Genomic DNA, 22,306 nt, shown 5'->3' on the forward strand with positions numbered 1-22,306 from the left:
AGCGTCAGACGACCTTGCGCTGGCGCAGCTCGGCGATCTCGTCCTGGCCGAAGCCGAACTCGGCCAGCACTTCCTCGGTTTGCTCGCCGAATTCCGGTGGGCGCGCCGCCATCTTGCTCGGCGTCCGCGACAGCGTGACGGGCTGGCTGACCAGCTGGATGTGCCGGTTCTCATCGTTGGGAACGTGCTGGGCCATGCCGAGATGCTTGACCTGGGCATCCTCGAACATCTGGTCGATCGAGTAGATCGGCCCGCACGGCACACCGGCGGCGTTCAGCTCCTCCACCCAGGTCTCGGTCGATTTCTTCTCGGTCAGCACGTTGATTCGTGCATTCAGCGCATCGCGGTTCTTCGAGCGCGCCGGTGCGGTCGCATAATCGGGGTCGGTAATCAGCTCGGGCGCGCCGATCGCCTGTGCGCAGCGCTCCCAGATCCGCCCGCCTGTCGTGGCGATGTTGATATAGCCGTCGGTGGTCTTGAACACGCCGGTCGGGATCGAGGTCGGATGGTTGTTGCCGGCCTGCTTGGCCACTTCCTTTTCCATCAGCCAGCGCGCCGCCTGGAAATCCAGCATGAAGATCTGCGCCTGCAGCAGCGAGGTCTGCACCCATTGCCCCTCGCCGGACACGTCGCGTTCCAAGAGCGCGGTGAGGATGCCGATCGCGCAGAACAGCCCCGCGGTGAGGTCGGCGACGGGAATGCCGACCCGCATCGGGCCGCCGCCGGGCGCGCCGGTCACCGACATCAGGCCGCCCATGCCCTGCGCGATCTGATCGAAGCCCGGGCGCTTGTGATAGGGGCCGTCCTGGCCGAAGCCGGAGATGCTTCCGTAGACGATCCGCGGATTGATCTTGCGTACGCTCTCATAGTCGATGCCGAGCTTGGCCTTCACGTCGGGCCGAAAGTTCTCGACGATGACGTCGGCCTGTTCGGCGAGCCGCTTGAACACCTCGAGCCCCTTGGGGTCTTTCAGGTTCAGCGTCATGGCGCGCTTGTTGCGATGCAGGTTCTGGAAGTCCGACCCGCCGCGGGGGCCGCCCGGCTGCTCGCCGCCGCCGTCTTCCAGCAGCGCATCGATCTTGATGACGTTGGCACCCCAGTCGGCGAGCTGGCGCACGCAGGTCGGCCCCGACCGGACCCGGGTCAAATCCAGCACGGTGAACCGGGACAGGGCTTGGGATGCGCGGGGAAAGGGCATTGAGACACCTCTTGTTTGGCGGGCCGCTCTGGGGCTACTGCCTATCTGCCATAGACAATTTGGCTGACCTTTCCAACTGTTACCCGGACCACAAACCAGACTGGAAACAAACAGGCATGGTTCCGTTCAGATCGGCCTCCGCCTCGGCCGTCGTTCAGGCTTCCCAACACCTGCTTGCAGGCCCTGCCATCCGCCAACCCTCGACAATCACTGCGCCGGCTGCTAGCCCGTCGCCATCCGAATGAGTTTTGCCCTTATGGAAGAGGCACTTGAGGCGCATCAAGGCGATGGACCGAAAGCTGGCATGGCGGTGAAAAAGGGTCCATCCCATCTGCTCGGCAATTCGGCATGGAACGCGACGGCGTTCGCGGTCGCGGTGCTACTCAACCTCGCGATTCTCCCGTTCGTGATCTTCCGGCTCGGCCTTGCCGCGTTCGGGGTTGCGGGCCTGGTGACTGCCTGCGTCGCGCCTGCGCTGATGTTCAGCAACGCGCTTGGCCTCTCGACGGCGCGCGAACTCGCGCAACGGCTGGAACCGGCCGATCGCGATGAGGCGCGGCGTTTCTTCGCGACCGCCCTTGCGCTCGCCATCGCCGTAGGCGGCCTGATCTCGGCATTGCTGATCCTTGCCGGACCGCCGCTCGCGCGATTGGGATTTCACCTGGGTGGTCCGGCGTCCGACGACCTCGGGCTTGCCTTCGCATTGGCCGGTGCCGGCTGGCTGTTCCAGTGCCTGTTTGCGGTCTTCCTCTCGCTGTTCACAGCGCGCCAGGATTATCGGCGGATCGCGTCGATCGGCATCACCGGCACGGTGGTGACGACGATGTCGATGCTGCTGCTAATCCCATATGCGCCGCGTGCCTCGACCTTCCTTGGCTGTCAGGCCTTGGGCTTCGCGACGAATCTCGCAATGGCCTTCGCCTGGTCGCGGCACGCAATCAGCGACTGGCTGGCGCGGCCCGTGCTCGATCGCAGTGCACTGCGCGCACTCGTGAAACTTGGCGGCTGGCAGGTCGCGGCGCAAAGTGGCGCGCTATTTGCCGGCCAGGCGGACCGCTATCTGCTCGGTGCGCTGCTGCAGCCGCAATTCGTCGGCTTCTACAGCGTCGCGCAGCGGCTGGAGGAGGCGGTCTATATCGGCGTGTTGAAGATCGGCGAGATCTTGTTCCCGTTCTTCAGCACGCTGCAGAAGGAGGACGACGATCGCAAGGTCGACCTGCTGCTTCGCTCCTCCTGGATTCTCAACGTGCTTGCCGCGAGCGCACTTGGCGGCCTGATCCCGGTTGCGGGGGCGCTGCTGTATCGATGGACCGGCGCCGAGGTCGCCGCCGAGGCGCAGCTGGTGCTGGTGGTGCTTGCGATCAGTGGGATATTGGGGTCGAGCGCCAACGTGTTCGCGTTCTACCTGCTGTCGCAAGGGCGCTCCAGCTTCAACGCGTTGATCTCGCTTGTCACCGGCTGCTTCACGCTGGCGACCAGCGCCATTGCGTTGCCGTATTTCGGCTGGCAAGTGGCCGGCTGGAGCTCCTGCGTCGGGATGGTTGCCCAGATGGTCGTCACGGTGCTGCTGCTGCGGCGAACCTTCAGGCTCTCGGCCATGTGGTCACGGATGCTGCATTTCGTCTTGATCCCGCTCGGCACCGGCATCGCCGTTGCACTGGTGCTGCGCGCGCAGCTTGGCCACGTGTCGTTCGACCACGCGCCGTCATGGTGGTATGTGGTGTCGCTCTACGGCGTGTCGGCGGCGGCGATCTTTGTCGCCGCCGTCGCCGTGTCGCAGCTTGGTCCCTATCGCGCCGTCTGCTGGCGTGATCTCCGCATCATCATCGCCCGCTTCTTGCCGTTGAAGGCCGCCTAGACATGTGTGGTATCGCAGGCATCGTCAATCTGCGCGGCGCCGCCGTGGACCCAGCCGACATCTCGCGGCTCACCAGCCTGATCGCGCATCGCGGTCCGTTCGGCGAGGGCACCTGGTTCAACGCCAAGCGAAACGTCGCTTTCGGTCACCGCCGGCTCGCCATCATCGATCCCGGCGAGGGCGGCTATCAGCCGATGGTGTCGGGCGACGGCCGCCATGTGATCGTCTACAACGGCGAGATCTACAACTTCCTTGAATTGCGCCGTGAGCTCGAGGCGAAGGGCGCAGTCTTTCGCAGCCAGTCCGATACCGAAGTGATCCTTGCCGCCTGGCAGGCGTGGGGCGAGGACATGCTGCTGCGCTTCAACGGCATGTGGGCGCTGGCGATCTACGACACCGTCACGGACGATCTGTTCCTGGCGCGCGATCGGTTCGGCATCAAGCCGCTGCTGTACGCGTTGTCAGGCGAGCGGTTCGTGTTCGCGTCCGAGCAGCGGGCGCTGGCGCGGAGCGGACTGGTTGAGACGTCGCTCGATATCGACGTGGCGCGGCGGCTGTTGCTTGACCCGTTCGGGATCGAAGGCAGCGAGCGGACCCTGTTCGCGCAACTGCGTCGTCTGCAGGGCGGCCACTGCATGTGGTTGCGCCAGGGGCGCGTGCAGGTGCGCCGCTGGTGGCGGACCGTGGATCATCTGCCCGCGATTCCTGATACTGAATCCGAACGCGTCGCGCGCTTTCGCGACCTGTTTCAGGATTCCGTCGCCCTGCGGATGCGCAGCGACGTTCCTATCGGCACCTGCCTGTCCGGTGGCTTTGACTCGTCCGCGGTGATCTGTGCGATGGCCGCTCATGAGAAAGCCGGCATGGGACCGCGCGACAGCACGGCCTGGCGGCACGCCTTTGTCGCGACCTTTCCCGGCGCCAGCAATGACGAGCGGCCGATGGCGGTGGAGGCGGCCGCGTGGGCCGACGTGGCGCCGAGCTTTCTCGAGATCGGGCGCTCCGATGCGCTCACCGACCTTGATCGGATCCTTGACGACAACGACGACGTCTATATCGGCCTGCCGAGCGCGCCGTGGCTGATCTATCGCGAACTCCGGCGCCAGAACGTCACCGTCTCGCTTGACGGCCACGGAGCGGACGAATTGATGGGCGCCTACCTGCAGGAGGGGCAGTCGACTGCATTCCGGATCCGGAACGCCGCCGCCGCGCTCACGTCACGATCGCAGCTGGCGCAACGCGGCATCGACTTCCTGCGGGCGCAGATGATCAGGCGCCAGGGGCACTATTTCCTGCGGGGAGGCCTGACGGCGATGCCCGCAGCGCTGCCGCTGGTCGCCGAGGATGACGAGTTGCCGAACGCGTGGGGCGCGCTGAACCGGCGTCTCTATCGCATGTTCCACTCGACCACGCTGCCCACCATTCTACGCAATTTCGACCGGCTCTCGATGGCGCACGGGATCGAGGTGCGCATGCCGTTCATGGACTGGCGGCTGGTGACCTACACGATGGCGCTGCCGGAAACGAGCAAGTCGGCCGGCGGCATGACCAAGGTGGTCGCGCGGCAGGCGATGGCGAACCTGATGCCCGAGAGCATCCGCACCGCGCGCCGCAAGGTCGGCTTCAACTCGCCGATGCCGGAATGGCTGAACGGGCCATTGGCGGGCTGGACTAATGAGCTGCTCAATCGGAATGTCTCGGCGTTTGCCGAATTCGTCGACGAAGTGCCGCTTCGAAAGACGGTCGGCCGTTTGACGGCATCGCAGAGCTGGGATTGGGAATCCGTCGGCCGGATCTGGCCATACCTGAACATGAAATGGATGTTGGCAAGGTCCGTATAACCAATGCGTCTGTTCCAGAATAGCGGTCTCTATCCGTCTTACCTGCCGCGGCTGAACCAGCTTGCGGCAAAAGCGTCAACCTTCGCGGCGCGTCGCGACGTGTTCCTGCATGATCGCTTCGGCGCGGCACATTTTCTCGAGCCCGTGCTCGACGGTGCGCCTGAAGCCTTCTTCACCAATGGCGACGACGAAGTGCTGCAGCGCCAGTGGGCGCGCGAGCAGGGCATGAAGGGGACGCCGACGCTCGAAGCCATTCTGCTCGCGCAGATCGAGCATCACAGGACCGACGTGTTCTACAATCTCGATCCGGTGCGTTATCCGAGTTCGTTCATCGCCAGGCTTCCGGGCTGCGTGAAGAAGACGTTGTGCTGGCGCGCGGCGCCTTCCGGCAATGCCGACCTGACCGCCTACGGCGCGGTGCTCGGAAACTTCCCGTCGATCCTCGAGGCCTGGCGTAGCAAAGGCTGCCGGGCGGAGCTGTTCTTCCCCGCGATCGATCCTGTCATGGAGCAGTACGGCGACGGCGAACGGCCGATCGATGTGGCGTTTGTCGGTGGATATTCGCGGCATCACAGCGCGCGGGGCAGGACGCTCGAACAGGTCGCGGCACTGGCCGCTGAACGCAAGATCGTGTTCTGCCTCGATGCGTCACGGCTGACACGGCTTGCCGAAAGCGCGGTCGGTCGATTGTTGCCGCTGCAGAAGCACCGCAGGCCCGACGTCATCGCGCGAATAGCGCGGCTGCCGCTGTTCGGCAGGGACCTCTACGAGCTGTTCGGATCCGCCAAGATCGTGCTCAACGGCGCAATCGACATGGCCGGCAACGACCGCGGCAACATGCGCTGCTTCGAGGCGATGGGCTGCGGGTCGCTGCTCGTGTCGGATTCCGGCAACTATCCGGAGGCGATGGAGGAGGGTGTCACGATGCGCACCTACGACGCGCCAGAACGGGCAGCCGAGGCGATTTCGAGCAGCCTGCAGGATTGGCCGCAATGGGCCGCCATCGCCTCGTCGGGCAGGAGGCGCGTGCAGCAGACCTACAGCAAGGCCTCGCAATGGGCCCAGTTTATCGATCTCGTGGCGCGGATCGAGCCGTGCTAGAGGGCTTTTCGAGCGGAGTCGATACCGTTTCGCGTAGAGAAAGTGCGCCGAAACCAGAACCTGGAGCTCCGTTCCGATTCCATCGGAGCCGAAAAGGCTCTAGACGGTGCACAGTGCCGGCCGGTGGGCGGGCGATCGGGCCGAGATGATGTCTGCAAGTGACTTGATCCATCGACTGAAATGGGTGGCCGACGGGCTTGCCGTGCCGCTGTTCAGGTTGCGGCCGCGGCCGTTCGGGCCGGGCTATCAGACGGTCAAGCGCGATACGATCACCGCGGCCATCGACGCCGGCTTGCTTCAGGCAGGAAAGGAGCTTCCGCCGGGCTACGGCGTCGCCATGGACGAGCGCGTGGTGGAATATCCCTGGGTCTATGGCCGATTGAACAATGTCGGCAAGATGCTGGACGCGGGGTCGACCTTCAACCACGACTTCCTGCTGCAGCGTCCGCCGTTGCGCGGCGCGGATCTCACCATCATGACGCTGGCGCCGGAGAGGCGGTGCTATTGGCATGACGGCTACTCCTATGTGTTCGGCGACCTCCGGAAGACGATGTTCGGCGATCAGGTCTTCGACACCGTCGCCAGCATTTCGACGATCGAGCACATCGGCCTCGATAATCAGATGCTGTACACCGGCGACCCGCGCGACGCCGAGACCGATCGGGACGGCTTTGTTCCGGCGGTGCAGGAGTTCAAGCGCATTCTCAAGCCCGGCGGCACCTGCCTGATCTCGGTGCCGTTCGGCAAGCGCGAGAATCTCGGTTGGTATCAGGTGTTCGATCTTGCGATGATCGAGCGGATCATCGAGGCATTCGGCGCGGTGTCTCACCATGTCGACTATTTCGGTTATTCGCGACAAGGCTGGTCGCGGCAGAGCGCCGAGGCGCTCGCCGACGCCACCGTTTTCGACATCCACACCGGCAAGGGGCAGGGCAACGACCTTGCGGCGTCGTCGCGCGCCGTCGCGTGCCTGCAGTTGACGGCATGAATCTCGATTATTGGATCCAGCGTCTGCTCGGTCGCGCGACGTGCCGCTTGCAGCCGGACGCGGCGCTGGGCCGCCATGCCAGGATCAGAAACATCCGTGGCGATTCCGACAAGATCGTCGTCGGTCGCAACAGCCGCATCCTCGGCGAGCTCCTGACCTTCGCGCATGATGGGGAGATCAAGATCGGCGAGTGGTGCTACGTCGGCGAGGGAACCCGGATCTGGTCGGCGGCCTCGATCGAGATCGGCAACCGCGTTCTGATCTCGCATTCGGCAAATGTTTTCGACAATCTCACGCATCCGCTCCGGGCGACGGAGCGGCACCGTCAGGTCCAGCAGATTTTTACGCGCGGACATCCGAACGATATTTCGCTTGACGAGAGCCCGGTGAAGATCTGCGACGACGCCTGGGTTGGCGCGGGCGCGATGGTCTTGCGCGGTGTGACGGTTGGGCAAGGCGCTATCGTCGCGGCCGGCGCGGTCGTGACCCGGGATGTCGCGCCGTTTTCGATCGTGGCGGGCAATCCGGCCGTGCTGGTAAGGGAGCTTGGCCCCGATGAACGGTGAACGCAAGTTTACCACCTGGGAGGATGCGGTGGTCTGGCTGCGCAATCAGCCTGACCAGCGCCAGCTCGTGCTCGACGCGTTTTACGACGATCCGCTGGTTGGCGCTGCCGAGCGCTATTTCCAGAGCTCCGAGTGGCAAGCGGTTGCCACGCTGCTCGCCGGCCGGTCAGGTACCGCACTCGACGTTGGAGCCGGTCGCGGCATCGCGAGCTACGCGCTCGCCCGAACCGGCTTCGCCGTGACGGCGCTCGAACCGGACCCGAGCGCGATCGTGGGAGGGGCGGCGATCCGAGGCTTGGCGCAACAGACGCAATTGCCGATTCAGGTGGTCGAAGAGTTTTCCGAGCGGCTGCCGTTCGCCGATGCGACGTTCGATCTCGTCTTCGCCCGCGCCGTATTGCACCATACGCGCGATCTCGATGGGGCGTGCCGGGAGATGTTTCGCGTGCTGCGGCCCGGCGGCATGCTGATCGCGGCGCGCGAGCATGTCATCAGCAAGGAGGCGGATCTTCCGCAGTTCCTTGCGCAGCATCCGCTGCATCATCTCTACGGCGGCGAACATGCCTTCCTGCTCGATCGCTACACCGGCGCGCTGACCAAGGCGGGGTTTTCCGCGGTCGACACGCTGGCGCCGCTGCAAAGCCCGATCAACCTGTTTCCCTATACGTCGGAGACCCTGAAAGCCGCGATCGTGACCAAGTTGTCGCAAAAGATTCCGGTTGCTCCGCTATGGCGAACTGCGCTTGCCTCACCCCGGCTGTTCGGCTCGCTGCTGTTGATGGCCGAACGTTTCGATCATCGACCGGGCCGGCTCTACTCCTTTGTCTGTCACAAGGCTTGAGCGATGATCGTCTGGGTTACTGGCGCGAATGGGTTCATCGGCCGCCATCTCGTGCATGCGTTGGCGGGGGCAGGCCATGCGGTGCACGGCGTCGGACACGGCGCGCTTGACGCAACGGAAGCCCGGCGGCTCGGCTTGCAGAGCTGGATCAACGGCGAGATCGACGCGGCCAATCTCAACGCGCTCGCGGCTGCGCACGGGCTGCCGACGCGTGTCTTTCATCTGGCTGGCGGATCGTCCGTCGGCGTCTCGATCGAACGGCCGTTCGAGGATTTTTCGCGCACTGTCGCGAGCACCGCGCGGCTGCTCGAATGGCTGCGCGGATCCGCGCCAGACTGTGCGGTGATCGCGGCGTCGAGTGCGGCTGTCTATGGCGCCGATCATTTCGGCCCGATTGCTGAAAGCGCGATCGTAACTCCGATGTCGCCGTATGGGCAACATAAGCTGATGATGGAGCAATTGTGCGCGAGTTACGCGCGGTCGTTCGGGTTGCGTTGCACGGTCGTGCGGCTGTTCTCTGTCTATGGGCCCAACCTGCGCAAACAATTGCTCTGGGACATCTGTTCGCGGCTCAACGCCAGGGAACAGGTGCTCACGCTCGGTGGGACCGGCAACGAGATACGTGACTGGACCGACGTTCGCGACGTCGCGAGGCTGCTTGCAAGCGTCGCGGAAACCTCGTCGTCACGGGAGGCCTTCCGGGTCATCAATGGCGGTTCGGGTCGGGGGACCAGCGTTGCCGACATCGCCGCGGGTCTCATCGGACAGTGGGGCAGCAAGACGGTTGTGCGGCACTCGGGTGTAAGCCGCCCCGGTGATCCCATGAGCCTGTTGGCCGATGCTGCGATGCTGTGCCAGATCGGCTTCGATTGGCGCATTCCGCTCGATCAGGGCCTCGCCGATTACGTGGCCTGGTTCAAGGGGCAGGCTTCGTGACGTCCCGCCCATTGCGGTTCGCGTTCAATCACATTTCGCGACGGATATGGGCCGGCGGCTACAATTATCAGCGCAATCTGTTCGCGGCGCTCGACCGGTTTCTCCCCGGCGAGTTCGCCCCGGTCGTCTTTGCCGGGATACGGGCCGACGAGAGTGAGCTAGCCGAGCTCGATGCGATACCGGGTGTCGAGATCGTCCGATCGGAGGCGTTCGATGGGCAGCCAGGTCTCGCTGCGGCACTCGCGCTTGGTCTGGATCGCGGAGCTGCGGCGGCGTTTCGCTCCGCGCACGTGGATGTTGCTGTCGAATCCGCGCGTTTCTTCGGCTGGCGGCTGGCGATCCCTGCAGTGGCGTGGTTTCCGGATCTGCAGCACCATTCTCTGCCTCAGCTGTTTCCGCGGACGGCACGCTGGCGCCGCGAGATTGGCTTTCGCGCTCAGATCGCGTCAGGGCGGACCATCATGCTGAGCAGCGAGAGCGCCTTCCGCGATTTCAGGGCATATTACCCACACGCCAGCAACCGGGTCAGCGTCGTTCGTTTCGCGACCCAGCCGCCGGCCGCGTTCCTGGACATCGACCCGTCAGAGGTCGTCGCGGCGTACAATCTGCCGACGAACTACTTCTACCTACCCAATCAGTTCTATCGCCACAAGAACCATCAGCTTGTCGTCGAAGCCTTGGCGATCCTGAAGCGTCGTGGGGTCGAGGTGGTTGTGTGTGCATCCGGCAGCACCGAAGATCGGCGTGAGCCGGGCTACTATGATCTGGTTAACTCCGAGATCCGGAAGCGCGGCCTCGATACGCACTTTCGTCACCTCGGCGTGATCCCATTGCCGCATGTCTACGCGCTGCTGCGGGCTTCCACAGCCCTGCTCAACCCGTCGCGCTTCGAGGGCTGGAGCACGACGGTCGAGGAGGCGAAGTCGTTCGGCGTTCCGATGATCCTGTCCGACATCGATGTGCACCGGGAGCAGACCGCCGGCGCTGCGCGCTATTTCGGCGTCGATGATCCGGTCGCGCTGGCGGATCATCTGATGCAGGCTTCGCAGGAGGCTCGCGGGCTCGTGGTTAGAAATGTTGTCCTGCACCAGGATGACAACGTCAGGGCGTTTGCGGCGAGTTTCGCGGCGACGATGCGCCGGGCGGCCGCACAGGATGTCTGAACCCGTCTAAGTTGGAAGCAAACGTTGAGCGAAACGCCGGCCTCATTTCGCCTGCGGGACCAGCTCGAAGTCGGAGTTGGGGCTTTCGTAGGCCCTCAGCATGGCCTTCGCAATGAGCTCCGGGTTGTGCCATCGTTCGACATAGAGCCGTGATGCCTGGCCACGCGTGAGCCATTCAGATCGGCGATCGAGAATGGCGGCAATGTCCTCGACAAGGTTTCCGGGGTTAAGTCTGTAAGCGGGCAGCTCGCGCCTGATGGCATCCGGAACGAACATCATGTCTTCGTCCCGGATGTAGCATGCGACCGGCTTTCCCATCGCCATCATCTCGACCGCGAAGCCCCCGTACCAGCCTGCCAGCACCTGGTCGATTGCGAGGTCTGCCGACCGGTAAATCTCCAGCGCCTGCTCGTGACTCGTCTTTTCGACAAGGATGAGGTCGAAGTCGTACCGTGACCGCAATTGTTCGAGGGCCTCCAGGATCATCGGTGTACCCTTGATCCGTCCGGCAGTCGGGGCATGAACGATCTTGAGCCGCCCCTGTTCGGAAGGCGGCACAACGTCGAACTTCTCGATCTCGACATTTGAATATGGGAGAAACTGGCCGTTCGGTACGACGTGTCCGAGTTCCGGATTCAGATAGAAGACTCGATCGAACAGCGGCAGAACCTTTTCGATCAGAAAGTGCCGTCGATGGTCGAGAGCGTCCGTGCATCTTTGATACAGCTCGCAGTGTTGCGGGGCGCACATCGTCCATTCGTTCCGCTTGTTTCCTTCGTTCGCCAACCGGACATCACAACCCTGCAGGGTCATGAACAGCTTGCTGTCGAACAGCCGGGCGGCGTGCAGGTCGGCGGTCGCTAGTCTGTTGATGATGTCCGTTATCAGCGATGGCCGAGAGAGCACTGATCCCGGCGCGGAGAGGGGAAAACCCGGCGACAGAAAGGTCTGTCCAAAATAGTAATGAAGAACATCGTAATGCCACTGGTTCCTCAGACCGAACGCCGCGCTGCGAATGGCCGTCTCAAGAAATCCGGCATCCTTTGCCGATAGCATCCGGTCTGCCGGATATCCGAGCCACGTGTCGTTGCGAACGACCACGTCGCTGGATGCTCCCAGCCGCCGCTCGGCGCGGGACAGCACCCAGGGCTGATTTCCGACATTGACTGGTCCGTGCAGGATCCTCATGTGCGCGTATTCAGATGGGCTGACGGGCGCGAAGTCCGCACGTGGCTACGAGGCATGATCATCGCTCTCCAGCTCGCCGACATGCCTCGTCAGGCTTGCCCGCAGATCCTCGGGCAGATCAGCGGTTTCACAATAAAGCCGTCCGAGCCTCGCTGCGACCGCTTGCAAGCTGTAATGCGCTTCTACATAGCGGCGCCCCGCCTGGCCGATATCGCTCAGGTCATACTCACCCCTCAAGCATCGCTTCAGCACATCATAGATTTCGTCGGGACGCGTGTTGATGATCGGGCAGGTTGCCGGATCGACCATCATTCGGTCGTCGCGCAGAAAGCACAGAACGGGTTTGGCCATGGCCATCGCCTCCAGGGCCGTATAGCCGTGAAAGCCCGCGACGAATTGATCCGCAACAATGTGCGAGGCGCCGAAAAGCTCGATGACCTTCTTGTTGGGAACTCCCTGCACGGAAACCAGCTCGATCTTCTCGCCCTCCTTCACCAGCCGATCGATCGCCTCGATCAGAAGCCTGGTTCCCTTGAAGTGCCCGTGGTTCGGCGCATGTGCCACTCTCAGCACGTCGCCGGCTTTGTAGGCCGGCGGCCGCGCGACGAGCTTGCTTGCGTCAATCGGCCAGTAGTGCATGTCCCGGCAGCCGGGCACATACGTCACCATATCCCCCATCGCGATCTGCGCGGTCGCACGGCCCTTGAGGCGGTTGATCGATGAGGCGTGCATCTCCGTCGTGCAGACGCAGAACTTGCCCGGAGCCGGGCATTCTTCGCACAAGTTGGGATGACCGAGTTTGAGCGTTGATTCCCGTGCTCGGACGTCGGCGCCGTAGGCGTAGGTATACAATCGTTTTCCCGACCGGAACAGGAGGTCGAGTTCCTCAGGATTGATGCCATAGCGTCCATCGCTCAGCATCAGGCCGCGATCATAGAAGTAGTTGAAGAAATCGTAGCGCAGCAGGGCCCACGCCAGAACCATGCGACGAAACAGGCCGAGACCTCTGCGGCTGCGCAGCAGTCGAAGGAAGCCCTCGAACAGGATGAGGTTGATGTCGAATGATCTCGTCACATAGTACGTGTTGAACACCAGCGACGAGGAGCGAAATCCCAGCATTCGATCGCAGCGTGCGAGAAGCGGCAAAGTGAGGATCGGGGTGGCGGCCCACAACGTACGCACTTTTCCCTTCGCAAGACGCTTCTCGGTGGCGCGCCGCGCCGCGCGAACAAGCACGCGCGTAACGAAATCCACGATGGCAGATTGGGCCGGCCGGGAAGATGCAACGTCGTCGGCGGGAAGCGGTGCTTCCGTCAGGGACGTCGGTCCGATGGGTTCGATCTTGTTCACTCAGGGATCCGATGGATGCCAGCTCAACATCAGCCAGCAGCTTCTAGCACAGGTTTGGTCCGAAGCGGCCATGCGATGCAGGCCCGGAGAGGCGGTGCAGAATTGGCGGCGGCCCTCGCTATCTCAGGTTTCAGCCGCGTATGAAAACAGCTTCGACTGGTCCGGGAACGTTGACGTTCAATACACGAACAGGTTAAGACAGCCGCGGTTTGTTCCAAATGCGCGCATATTCTGACGCGGCGGTTATACCGAGCTCCGCCATCGAATCAATCTGGATAGGCATTTCGTGTGCGGCATATTTGGCCTAATAGATAAGACCGGGCCCGTCGATGCCCGCCAAGTGGGACAGATGACCGATCTCGTTGCCCACCGCGGTCCGGATGGGCGTGGGGTGAGGATCAACGGCAACGTCGGGATCGGACACCGGCGGCTGGCGATCATCGATCTGACCGATGACGGCGCACAGCCGATGCGCGACAGACAGCTTCCCATCTGGATCACCTACAACGGCGAGATCTACAATTACGTTGAGCTCCGCGCGGAGCTTGAGGCTCTCGGATACACCTTTCATACGGCCTCGGATACCGAGGTCCTGCTCACAGCCTATGTTTGCTGGGGTACGGCGTGCCTCGAACGCTTCAACGGCATGTGGTCGTTTGCGATTCACGACGAGCGCGATAACACGCTGTTCTGCGCCCGCGACAGGTTTGGCGTGAAGCCGTTCTACTACGTCAATACGGCGACGCAGTTCGCGTTTGGCTCCGAGATCCGCCAGCTTCTTCCGCTGATCGAGCGCCCGATCGCGGATGATAATCTGATCAACGATTTCCTCGTTTGCGGCATGACCGACCATACCAGCCGGACCTTCTTCAAGGGCGTCGAGAAGTTGCCTCCCGGGCATCGGATGCGCGTCGATGTGTCGACGGGGCGGGTCGAAATCGAGCGCTACTATTCACTAGCGCCTGGGTTGGCCGTGTCTGATGAAGGCGGCGCGGCGAAATCGTTGCGGGAACTGCTCGATGACGCGACGCGTCTGCGGCTGCGTTCGGATGTTCGGGTCGGAACCTGCTTGTCGGGTGGGTTGGACAGTTCGAGTGTCGCGACGCTGGCTGCGCGGCGCTATGCGCCAGGCTCGAGCGAGCGCTTCTTTGCCATAACGGCCGTGAGCGAGCAGGCGTCCAACAATGAAGAGGCGTACGCGGCGGAGGTTGCAGAAAAGGCAGAGTTGAACTGGCTGCGCACCAAGCCGTCCTATCAGGACTTTGCATCGACGGCGGAGACCTTGCTCGACGTCCAGGAGGAGCCGTTCGCGGGTCCTTCGATCATGATGCAGTATGCGGTGATGAAGGCCGCGCGATCGAACGGCGTTATCGTGCTGCTGGACGGTCAGGGCGGTGACGAAACGTTGCTGGGGTACCATCGCTACTATGCGGCGTGGCTGCTCGACCATCTTCGCAGCGGTGGCGTCCGTGGATTCCTGTCCGCCTTCGGCGCCGCCACGCGGGCGGGTATTCCGCGCCGGCGGTTGCTGATGTATTTGTTCGGTGCCGGTTCGGCGGGGCTGCGCGCTGCCTATTACCGCTTGCGTTACACTTTCCTCAGAAATCCCGACTTGCCGGAGCCGCTTCGCCGCTTTGCGTCGAAGACGAGGGATGCGCAGGCCATGCAAGTGCTGGAGATTACCGAGACCAATTTGCCGATGCTGCTGCGCTTCGAGGACAAGAACTCCATGCGGTTCGGCATCGAAACGCGACTTCCGTTCCTCGACTATCGCTTCGTCGAATTTGCGCTGGCGCTTCCCACACGCATCAAGCTGAACAAGGGATGGGCAAAATGGCCGCTTCGCGCAGCCATGAGCGATCTGCTGCCGGCCAGCATCACCTGGCGGAGGGACAAGATCGGTTTTGCTGCTCCCGACCGGATCTGGCTCACGCGACACTCCGCCGCGATGTATGACAAGGTGATCGCAAGCGAGCTCTTGGCCCGCTATGTCGACATGCCGAAGCTCAAGACGAAATTTCACCGGCTCGATCTTGGAATGCGCTGGAGGCTTTATTGCGTTGCGCTCTGGGGTGAGCGCTTTCGGGTCGAAGCGCCATGAGGCCTAATGATTCCTGGATGTCGTCGTCGCTGTCGATAATCGCCGGCTTGTCGGCCGCTGCTCTCCGGGCGGCCCGATGAACATCTGGCTATTGCATCCGTTCGCAGGCGGGCCGGGCCTCGGCCGTCACTGGCGTCCGTTTTGGCTCGCAGATGCCTGGGAAAAGATGGGGCATCGGGTCGTGGTGGTCAGTGCCGGCTTCCATCACCTGCACAGGGAGCCGCGCGCTCCGGGGCCGCAGCGGATCAACGGTGTCGACTTCTGGTTCCTCGATACCCCGCGCTATGATGGCGGCAATCTGGGGCGGCTGCGCAACAATCTGAGCTTTGCGCCGGCCCTTCGTTCGGCGACATCCGCGATCGCCGCGCAATTCGGCGAGCCGGATCTGATGATCGCGTCCAGCCCGCATCTGTTCTTCATTTCGGCGGCGCGTCAGATCGCGCGGCGCTTCGGTGCCAGGTTCTGGTTGGAGGTTCGTGATCTCTGGCCGGAGAGCATCGTGGCGCTTGGAATGACCCCGACCTGGCACCCCCTCGTGAGATTGCTCGGCTGGAAGGAGCGGTCCGCCTATCGCGCCGCGGATCGCGTGATCTGTCTTTTGGCCGGTGCGGAAGCCCATATGCGGGCGCGCGGCTTGAGCGCCGGCAAGTTCATCTGGATACCCAACGGGGTGTCCGACGGCGAGATCCAGAGCGCGCTGACGATCGAAACTCTCGGTCATCCGTTGATCGACCGCATCAATCAGCTGAAGCAGCAGGGCAGGCGGGTTGTCCTCTATGCCGGCGGCATGGGACCGCCAAACGCAGTGGAGGTCGTTCTCGACGCCGCCGCTGTCCTCGGCAGCACAAGCCCCGAGATCAGTTTCGTTCTGATCGGTTCAGGCACTTCGCTCGCCGCACTGAAGCAGCGGGCAGCTGCGCTTGCCAACGTGGAATTTCACGATGAAGTCGAGCGCTCGGTCGTGCACGGCATGCTGCACGCGTCCGATTGCGCGGTCGTCGCCTTCCACAAGAACGCGCTCTATCACCATGGCATCAGCCCCAACAAGCTATTCGACTACTGCCTCTTCGCGCCGCGCAGCGTCATTGCCTGCGAAGCGCAGGCGCTCGCCGGGCTCGAGGATTTGGTGACTGCGCGATGCGCGCCGGACGACCCCGGCGCACTCGCCGCGTCCCTGCGCGCCGCGCTCGACGGTCCGGCGCGTTCGCGGGCCGAACGCGTCGCCATTGCGCAGCGGTACAGCTATTCGGCGCTTGCCGCGCGGTATCTGGCCGAGGCCGGGGATCCGGCCTAGGTGTGGCTGCGGCGACACATGCGTCTTAGGTAAATTTATTTGTTATCAATAGCTTACGATGTTCATGGCGTGAACGAATTCGCTTGACGTTCATCCGGTGAACGCGCTATCAGCCACTCCGTGGGGATAGGCGTGATGGCGGGCATTCTACCGACAGATGAGAATGACAGCGACCGGCTGGTGCTCGGTCTGCTCACCTCGCTAGAAGCCGATGGTGCGCAGTCGCAGCGGCGGATCGCGGCCGATCTCGGCGTCGCGCTCGGCCTGGTCAACGCCTACCTGAAGCGGGCGATCAAGAAGGGCTTCGTCAAGGTCGGGCAGGCGCCAGCGCGGCGATACGCCTACTACCTCACGCCGCAAGGCTTCTCCGAGAAATCGCGACTGACTGTCCAGTTCCTGTCGGACTCGTTTTCGCTCTTCCGCAAGGCGAAGGAGGAATATGGCAGGCTGTTTGAGCGTGCTCAGGCGCTCGGCTTCAGGCGGGTGGTGCTCGCCGGACAGTCCGACCTCTGCGAAATCGCGATCCTGTGCGCGGTCGATGGGCCCATCTCTGTCCTTGCGATCGTCGATCCTGATGCAACCGCGACCCGGTTCATCGGTGTCAAGGTCGTTTCCTCCTATGCGCTGGTGGACGAGCCGTTTGATGCGGTCGTCGTGACGCATCTGACGGCCGCGCGCAGTGTATTCGATCAGGCGGTCAGCAATTTCGGCGCGGAGAAGGTCCTTGCACCGGATCTGCTGGGCCTGCGTCCAAAGCAATCGTTGGGGGCGTGATGGCCATGGAGCACGGTTCACGCTGGTACGTCGTTCAGACGCAGGTCAATGCCGAAGCAAAGGCGGCCGCCAACCTCGAGCGGCAGGGATTTTCGATCTATTTTCCCCGTTACCTGAAACGCCGCAGCCATGCCAGGAAGGTGGAGACTGTGCCGCGTCCGTTGTTTCCGCGCTATCTCTTTGTCGGGATCGACCTCGCGTCGCAGCGGTGGCGAGCCATTCAATCGACGCTCGGCGTGTCACACCTCGTGTGTGTCGGGGACCGGCCCGCGGTGGTGGAAGATCGCGTCATCGATGCCTTGAAGGGGCGCGAGGACGACGCCGGCTTCATCACGCTTGCGCGCAGGCCGGCGTTCTCGCCCGGGGATAAAGTGCGAATTGTCGAAGGCGCGTTCGTCGACAGTCTTGCGCTCGTTGAAGACGCCAGCGATCAGCATCGCGTTGCGGTTCTCTTGAACCTGTTGGGCCGCAAGGTCCGTGTTCTTGTCGGGACGGACCTGATCGCTGCGGCGTAACTGCGTCTGCCTCCGGGCAGGCGTAACGGACATGTTTGGCTTGGGTGTGATGTTCGATTCACCCCGAGTGCGGTAGCTTGCCTGAAGCAGGCAGAAACGTTCGAGAGAGAGGGGCCCATGACGACTTACGCATTGATCGGCGCTGCCGGCTACATCGCGCCGCGGCACATGCGGGCGATGGCCGAGACCGGCGGCAATCTGGCCGTGGCGTACGATCCCAACGATTCCGTGGGCATCATGGACAGCCATTTTCCCGATGCCGAGTTCTTCACCCAGTTCGAGTTGTTCGATCGCTACGTCGACCAGTTGCGCAGGGGCGGCCGAAAGATCGACTACATGTCGATCTGCTCGCCGAACTATCTGCACGACGCGCATTGCCGGTTTGCGCTACGCTCGGGAGTGGATGCCATCTGCGAGAAGCCGCTGGTCCTCAATCCCGGCGACATCGACGAACTGGCCGCCATCGAGCAGGACACCGGCCGCCGCATCTCGACCATTCTGCAATTGCGGCTGCATCCGGCGATCATCGCCCTGCGCGATCGCTTCGCGAACTCGCGCAAGCGTCACAAGGTCGAGCTGACCTACATAACCTCGCGCGGGCGCTGGTATCACACCTCCTGGAAGGGAGCAGACGCGAAGTCGGGTGGCGTCGCGACCAATATCGGGGTGCACTTCTTCGACATGCTGAGCTTCGTGTTCGGCCCCGCCAGCCGCAACGAGGCGCACCTGCGCGAGGCGGAGAGGGCGGCCGGCTCTCTGGAGTGCGAACGCGCGGACGTCAGCTGGTTTCTGTCGCTGGACCGCAACGATCTGCCCGACAGCGTGAAAGGCAAGAAGACAACCTATCGCTCGATCACCGTCGACGGCGAGGAGGTCGAATTCTCGGAAGGATTCACTGATCTCCACACGCGGAGCTATGAGGAGATCGTCGCCGGGCGCGGATTCAGGCTGGACGAAGTCCGCCCCTCGATCGATATCGTCTCCACGTTTCGCCATGCGCCGATCGTCAGAAGCAACGGCGTTCACGCTTTTGCCCAGAAGGCGATGCACAAATGAGCGAGATGCGCGAGGATCCGCGCTTTCCAGGCGTCCTGATCCATCAATCGAGCTACGTTGACGATGGGGCGGTGCTCGGGCGCGGCACCAAGATCTGGCACTTCTGCCACATTCTGGCGCGGACGGTGATCGGCGAGGACTGCTCGATCGGGCAGAACGTGATGATCGGTCCGAACGTCAAGATCGGAAACGGCTGCAAGATCCAGAACAACGTCTCGATCTATGATGGCGTCGAACTTGACGACGACGTGTTCTGCGGCCCGAGTTGCGTCTTCACGAACGTGAACAATCCGCGCGCCGGCGTGTCGCGGAAGGACGAGTTTCGCAAGACGCCGATCGGACGCGGCGCCAGCATTGGCGCCAACGCGACCATCATCTGCGGACATTCGCTGGGCGAGTACTGCTTCATCGGAGCCGGTGCCGTCGTCACGAAGAATGTCGCCGCATTTTCGTTGATGGCAGGCAATCCGGCCCGCCGAATTGGTTGGATGAGTAGAGCAGGCGAGCGGCTGGGTAGCGATCTGGTCTGCCCACGCACTCACCGTCGTTATGAGCTTCATCATGAAGCACTGGTTGAAATCGAGGGTTGAAGAAAATGGACATTCGCGGAAAGAAGGTTGTCGTTATCGGGGGCGCCGGGCTGATCGGGTCGCATGCGGTCGATCAGCTGACGCAGACTGATGTCGGCGAGATCGTCATTTACGACAACTTCGTGCGCGGCACGCATGAGAACCTTGCGGGCGCGCTGCGTGACCCGCGCGTCAAGATTTTCGAGGCCGGCGGCGATATCACACAGGTCGACATCCTCGATGCGGCGCTGAAGGGAGCCGACGGGGTGTTTCAATTCGCTGCGCTCTGGCTGCTACAGTGTCACGAATTCCCGCGAACGGCTTTTGACGTCAACGTCAACGGAATGTTCAACGTCCTGGACGGATGTGTGCGCAACGGTGTGAAGCGGCTGGTCTGGTCGTCGTCGGCCTCCGTCTATGGCGATGCCGTCGAGGAGCCGATGACGGAAGACCATCCGTTCAACAACAAGAATTTCTATGGTGCGACCAAGATCTGCGGCGAAGCGATGGCCCGTGCCTACCACTTCCGCTATGGCCTCGACTATGTCGGCCTCCGGTACATGAACGTGTACGGACCGCGTCAGGATTATCGGGGAGCATATATCGCCGTGATTATGAAGATGCTCGACGCGATCGACAAGGGAGAGGGGCCGACGATTCTGGGGGACGGCTCGGAGGCATTCGATTTTGTCGCGGTGGAGGATTGCGCGCGCGCCAATCTGTGCGCCATGGGCGCGAGTGCGACGGATCGCTTCTACAATGTCGGTACAGGACACCGGACCTCGCTGAAGCAGATCGCCGAAAAGCTTCTGAACCTCACCGGCTCCAATCAGCCCATCAACTATGCGCCGCGGAGCCAGGCCACGCTGGTGCGCAATCGGATCGGATCGCCGAAGCGGGCGCAGGAGGAGATCGGCTTCGCCGCCGCGATCGACCTGGACGAAGGGTTGCGGCGGCTGATCGACTGGCGCAGGAGCCATATCGATCAGGTCGATCAGCGTCGTGCCAAGGCTCAAATCTGAAGGCTCAGATCTGAGCTCGCATCTGACATCATTGAATAGATCGGCCAGAATCACATGTGTGGCATAGCCGGAATTCTGCACCGCGACGGGCGGCCCGCTTCAATCACCACGTTGACGGCAATGACCGATATCATTGCTCATCGCGGGCCGGACGGCGAGGGCCATTACTGCAACGGTCCCGTTGGGCTCGGTCATCGCCGGCTGTCGATCATTGATCTGACCGACGCCGCCCGGCAGCCGATGGAGATGCGCGACGGCCGCTTTGTGCTGACCTACAATGGGGAGATCTACAACTTCAAGGAATTGAAGGTCGAGCTTTCCGCGAGGGGCCACGTCTTCAACTCTTCCGGCGACAGCGAGGTGTTGCTGCACGCCTTCGCCGAGTGGGGTCTTGGTGCGCTTCTCAAGTTCAACGGCATGTTCGCGTTTGCGATCTGGGACAATCACGAGCGGAAGCTCACGTTGGCCCGGGATCGCTTCGGCGTGAAGCCGCTCTACTATGCCGAACTTGGGCAGACATTCGTGTTCGCCTCCGAGCATAAAGCTTTTCGGGCATTTCCGGAGTACAAGCCGCGCGTCGACATCAGGGGGCTGTCGGAGTATCTCAGCTTTCAGAACTTTTTCGCTGAGCGGACACTGTTTGCCGGCGTGAAGTTGTTGCCGGCCGGCTGCTATCTGCAGATTTCGCAGGACAGCAGGGCCGTCGAGCCGGTGCAGTACTGGGATTTTCATTTCGAGGAGCCCGAGTACGCCCTCGATGAGAATGAGGCGACCGACGAGCTCGATCGCCTGTTCAGGCAGGCGGTCAACCGGCAGCTCGTCAGCGACGTCGAGGTCGGGTGCTATCTTTCCGGCGGCATGGATTCAGGCTCCATCACCGCGCTGGCATCGAGCCAACTGCCGTTCATGCGGACGTTTACGGTTGGCTTCGATCTCAACTCGGCCTCGGGCGTCGAACTCGGATACGACGAGCGGACGAAGGCCGAGCATATGTCGTACCTGTTCAAGACCGAGCACTATGAGATGGTCTTGAAGGCCGGCGACATGGAGCGGGCATTGCCTCAGCTTGCATGGCATCTGGAAGAGCCTCGCGTCGGCCAGTCCTATCCGAATTTCTATGCGGCAAAACTTGCATCCAAATTTGGCAAGGTGGTCCTGACCGGGACCGGGGGAGACGAACTCTTCGGCGGATACCCCTGGCGTTACTACCGCGCCGTCGTTAACGATGACTTCGATCATTATATCGAGAAGTACTTCGGATTCTGGCAGCGCATGGTTCCGAGCGGAACGATGCCGAAGCTATTGGGGCCGGTATGGGATGAGGCCAGGCAGACTTCGCCGATCGATATCTTCAGGGGAGTGTTCAAGGAGCACGCCTCGGAGCTGCGGCGGCCCGAGGACTACGTCAATCACTCGCTCTACTTCGAGGCCAAGACGTTCCTGAACGGGCTGCTTATCGTCGAGGACAAGCTGGCTATGGCGCATGGACTCGAGAGCCGAGTGCCGTTTCTCGACAATGATCTCGTCGATTTCGCAATGAAGCTTCCCGCCAAGATGAAACTCGGCAACCTGACCGAGGTCATTCGCCTCAACGAAAACGAGCCCGGCGGAAAGGCGCAGCGCTATTACGAACGCACCAAGGACGGCAAGTTGATTTTGCGGAAGATGATGAGCCGGCATATCCCCGACGAAGTGGCGGAGCGCGAGAAGCAGGGCTTTTCTGCGCCGGATGCCAGCTGGTTCAAGGGGGAGAGCATCGAGTATGTCAAACGGAGGCTCTTCAGCAACACTGCCCGCATCTACGACCTGGTCGACCGAAAGACCGTTCGTTCGCTGGTCGACGAACATCTGGAAGGACGGGAAAACAGGCGGCTGCTGATCTGGTCTTTGCTCAATCTCGAGCAGATCATGGAAAGCAGCTTTTAGGCACGCACAAATGGGAGCG

General features: G+C 62.5%; 19 protein-coding genes. 16 read left to right on the forward strand and 3 right to left on the reverse strand.

Annotated elements, in window-relative coordinates; genetic code table 11:
* Window positions 1–4: 4 nt before the first annotated feature.
* Window positions 5–1,198, reverse strand: a complete 1,194-nt coding sequence (locus tag HAP47_RS14190) for a CaiB/BaiF CoA transferase family protein (protein WP_173637711.1) — start codon at window positions 1,196–1,198, stop codon at window positions 5–7.
* A gap of 304 nt (window positions 1,199–1,502) precedes the next feature.
* Here HAP47_RS14190 and HAP47_RS14195 point away from each other — a divergent pair, with 304 nt between their 5' ends.
* The 8 genes from HAP47_RS14195 (at window position 1,503) to HAP47_RS14230 (ending at window position 10,492) form a co-directional block, all read left to right on the forward strand.
* Window positions 1,503–3,056, forward strand: coding sequence for a lipopolysaccharide biosynthesis protein (locus HAP47_RS14195; protein ID WP_173637710.1), 1,554 nt, complete (start codon window positions 1,503–1,505; stop codon window positions 3,054–3,056).
* Window positions 3,057–3,058: 2 nt separating this feature from the next.
* A complete protein-coding gene (asnB, locus tag HAP47_RS14200) occupies window positions 3,059–4,897 on the forward strand; it encodes an asparagine synthase (glutamine-hydrolyzing) (RefSeq protein ID WP_173637709.1) in 1,839 nt (612 codons plus the stop codon).
* Between the two features lie 3 nt (window positions 4,898–4,900).
* Window positions 4,901–5,998 (forward strand): glycosyltransferase family protein, encoded by a 1,098-nt coding sequence (locus tag HAP47_RS14205; protein ID WP_173637708.1) that lies wholly within the window; start codon window positions 4,901–4,903, stop codon window positions 5,996–5,998.
* 145 nt (window positions 5,999–6,143) lie between these two features.
* Window positions 6,144–6,986, forward strand: coding sequence for a methyltransferase domain-containing protein (locus HAP47_RS14210; RefSeq protein ID WP_231168877.1), 843 nt, complete (start codon window positions 6,144–6,146; stop codon window positions 6,984–6,986).
* Window positions 6,983–7,552 (forward strand): acyltransferase, encoded by a 570-nt coding sequence (locus tag HAP47_RS14215; RefSeq protein WP_173637706.1) that lies wholly within the window; start codon window positions 6,983–6,985, stop codon window positions 7,550–7,552. Before HAP47_RS14210 ends, HAP47_RS14215 begins: the two co-directional genes overlap by 4 nt.
* Window positions 7,542–8,393, forward strand: a complete 852-nt coding sequence (locus HAP47_RS14220; protein ID WP_173637705.1) for a class I SAM-dependent methyltransferase — start codon at window positions 7,542–7,544, stop codon at window positions 8,391–8,393. The genes HAP47_RS14215 and HAP47_RS14220 overlap by 11 nt, the downstream gene beginning before the upstream one ends.
* 3 nt (window positions 8,394–8,396) lie before the next feature.
* The gene (locus HAP47_RS14225) at window positions 8,397–9,329 is read left to right on the forward strand and encodes an NAD-dependent epimerase/dehydratase family protein (protein WP_173637704.1); all 933 of its coding nucleotides are present in this window, start codon (window positions 8,397–8,399) and stop codon (window positions 9,327–9,329) included.
* Window positions 9,263–10,492: a glycosyltransferase family 4 protein gene (locus HAP47_RS14230; protein WP_231168878.1), complete on the forward strand. Its 1,230-nt coding sequence runs from the start codon at window positions 9,263–9,265 to the stop codon at window positions 10,490–10,492. The genes HAP47_RS14225 and HAP47_RS14230 overlap by 67 nt, the downstream gene beginning before the upstream one ends.
* A gap of 42 nt (window positions 10,493–10,534) precedes the next feature.
* Here HAP47_RS14230 and HAP47_RS14235 read toward each other — a convergent pair whose 3' ends face one another.
* Both HAP47_RS14235 and HAP47_RS14240 read right to left on the reverse strand, forming a co-directional pair.
* On the reverse strand, window positions 10,535–11,680 hold the full coding sequence (locus HAP47_RS14235; RefSeq protein WP_173637702.1) for a glycosyltransferase: 1,146 nt from the start codon (window positions 11,678–11,680) through the stop codon (window positions 10,535–10,537).
* A gap of 45 nt (window positions 11,681–11,725) precedes the next feature.
* Window positions 11,726–13,030 carry a glycosyltransferase gene (locus HAP47_RS14240; RefSeq protein ID WP_173637701.1) on the reverse strand — a complete coding sequence of 435 codons (1,305 nt, stop codon included), beginning with the start codon at window positions 13,028–13,030 and terminating at the stop codon, window positions 11,726–11,728.
* Window positions 13,031–13,316: 286 nt separating this feature from the next.
* On the opposite strand from HAP47_RS14240, the gene asnB (HAP47_RS14245) reads away from it, so the two are divergent.
* The 8 genes from asnB (HAP47_RS14245) to asnB (HAP47_RS14280) all read left to right on the forward strand — a co-directional run bounded on the left by asnB (HAP47_RS14245) (window position 13,317) and on the right by asnB (HAP47_RS14280) (window position 22,287).
* Entirely contained in the window at window positions 13,317–15,131 is a 1,815-nt protein-coding gene (asnB, locus tag HAP47_RS14245) for an asparagine synthase (glutamine-hydrolyzing) (RefSeq protein WP_173637700.1), read from the forward strand.
* Between the two features lie 76 nt (window positions 15,132–15,207).
* The gene (locus HAP47_RS14250; protein WP_173637699.1) at window positions 15,208–16,425 is read left to right on the forward strand and encodes a glycosyltransferase family 4 protein; all 1,218 of its coding nucleotides are present in this window, start codon (window positions 15,208–15,210) and stop codon (window positions 16,423–16,425) included.
* A 135-nt stretch (window positions 16,426–16,560) separates the two neighbouring features.
* Entirely contained in the window at window positions 16,561–17,199 is a 639-nt protein-coding gene (locus HAP47_RS14255; protein ID WP_173637698.1) for a winged helix-turn-helix transcriptional regulator, read from the forward strand.
* Window positions 17,199–17,714 carry a transcription termination/antitermination protein NusG gene (nusG, locus tag HAP47_RS14260; RefSeq protein ID WP_173637697.1) on the forward strand — a complete coding sequence of 172 codons (516 nt, stop codon included), beginning with the start codon at window positions 17,199–17,201 and terminating at the stop codon, window positions 17,712–17,714. The genes HAP47_RS14255 and nusG overlap by 1 nt, the downstream gene beginning before the upstream one ends.
* 117 nt (window positions 17,715–17,831) lie before the next feature.
* Window positions 17,832–18,770, forward strand: a complete 939-nt coding sequence (locus tag HAP47_RS14265) for a Gfo/Idh/MocA family oxidoreductase (RefSeq protein WP_173637696.1) — start codon at window positions 17,832–17,834, stop codon at window positions 18,768–18,770.
* Entirely contained in the window at window positions 18,767–19,360 is a 594-nt protein-coding gene (locus HAP47_RS14270) for an acyltransferase (RefSeq protein WP_173637695.1), read from the forward strand. The genes HAP47_RS14265 and HAP47_RS14270 overlap by 4 nt, the downstream gene beginning before the upstream one ends.
* Before the next feature lie 5 nt (window positions 19,361–19,365).
* The gene (locus tag HAP47_RS14275) at window positions 19,366–20,361 is read left to right on the forward strand and encodes an NAD-dependent epimerase/dehydratase family protein (RefSeq protein WP_173637694.1); all 996 of its coding nucleotides are present in this window, start codon (window positions 19,366–19,368) and stop codon (window positions 20,359–20,361) included.
* Window positions 20,362–20,415: 54 nt separating this feature from the next.
* The gene (asnB, locus tag HAP47_RS14280) at window positions 20,416–22,287 is read left to right on the forward strand and encodes an asparagine synthase (glutamine-hydrolyzing) (RefSeq protein ID WP_173637693.1); all 1,872 of its coding nucleotides are present in this window, start codon (window positions 20,416–20,418) and stop codon (window positions 22,285–22,287) included.
* The last annotated feature ends 19 nt before the right edge of the window (window positions 22,288–22,306 follow it).

It is taken from the genome of Bradyrhizobium sp. 41S5, from assembly GCF_011516665.3.
Lineage (GTDB): Bacteria > Pseudomonadota > Alphaproteobacteria > Rhizobiales > Xanthobacteraceae > Bradyrhizobium > Bradyrhizobium quebecense.

Excerpts from the sequence above, each read along its gene's own strand:
- HAP47_RS14190 (WP_173637711.1), bottom strand. The coding sequence starts at position 1,198 with ATGCCCTTTCCCCGCGCATCCCAAGCCCTGTCCCGGTTCACCGTGCTG.
- HAP47_RS14195 (WP_173637710.1), top strand. The coding sequence starts at position 1,503 with ATGGCGGTGAAAAAGGGTCCATCCCATCTGCTCGGCAATTCGGCATGG.
- asnB (WP_173637709.1), top strand. The coding sequence starts at position 3,059 with ATGTGTGGTATCGCAGGCATCGTCAATCTGCGCGGCGCCGCCGTGGAC.
- HAP47_RS14205 (WP_173637708.1), top strand. The coding sequence starts at position 4,901 with ATGCGTCTGTTCCAGAATAGCGGTCTCTATCCGTCTTACCTGCCGCGG.
- HAP47_RS14210 (WP_231168877.1), top strand. The coding sequence starts at position 6,144 with ATGATGTCTGCAAGTGACTTGATCCATCGACTGAAATGGGTGGCCGAC.
- HAP47_RS14215 (WP_173637706.1), top strand. The coding sequence starts at position 6,983 with ATGAATCTCGATTATTGGATCCAGCGTCTGCTCGGTCGCGCGACGTGC.
- HAP47_RS14220 (WP_173637705.1), top strand. The coding sequence starts at position 7,542 with ATGAACGGTGAACGCAAGTTTACCACCTGGGAGGATGCGGTGGTCTGG.
- HAP47_RS14225 (WP_173637704.1), top strand. The coding sequence starts at position 8,397 with ATGATCGTCTGGGTTACTGGCGCGAATGGGTTCATCGGCCGCCATCTC.
- HAP47_RS14235 (WP_173637702.1), bottom strand. The coding sequence starts at position 11,680 with ATGAGGATCCTGCACGGACCAGTCAATGTCGGAAATCAGCCCTGGGTG.
- HAP47_RS14250 (WP_173637699.1), top strand. The coding sequence starts at position 15,208 with ATGAACATCTGGCTATTGCATCCGTTCGCAGGCGGGCCGGGCCTCGGC.
- HAP47_RS14255 (WP_173637698.1), top strand. The coding sequence starts at position 16,561 with ATGGCGGGCATTCTACCGACAGATGAGAATGACAGCGACCGGCTGGTG.
- nusG (WP_173637697.1), top strand. The coding sequence starts at position 17,199 with ATGGCCATGGAGCACGGTTCACGCTGGTACGTCGTTCAGACGCAGGTC.
- HAP47_RS14265 (WP_173637696.1), top strand. The coding sequence starts at position 17,832 with ATGACGACTTACGCATTGATCGGCGCTGCCGGCTACATCGCGCCGCGG.
- HAP47_RS14270 (WP_173637695.1), top strand. The coding sequence starts at position 18,767 with ATGAGCGAGATGCGCGAGGATCCGCGCTTTCCAGGCGTCCTGATCCAT.
- HAP47_RS14275 (WP_173637694.1), top strand. The coding sequence starts at position 19,366 with ATGGACATTCGCGGAAAGAAGGTTGTCGTTATCGGGGGCGCCGGGCTG.
- asnB (WP_173637693.1), top strand. The coding sequence starts at position 20,416 with ATGTGTGGCATAGCCGGAATTCTGCACCGCGACGGGCGGCCCGCTTCA.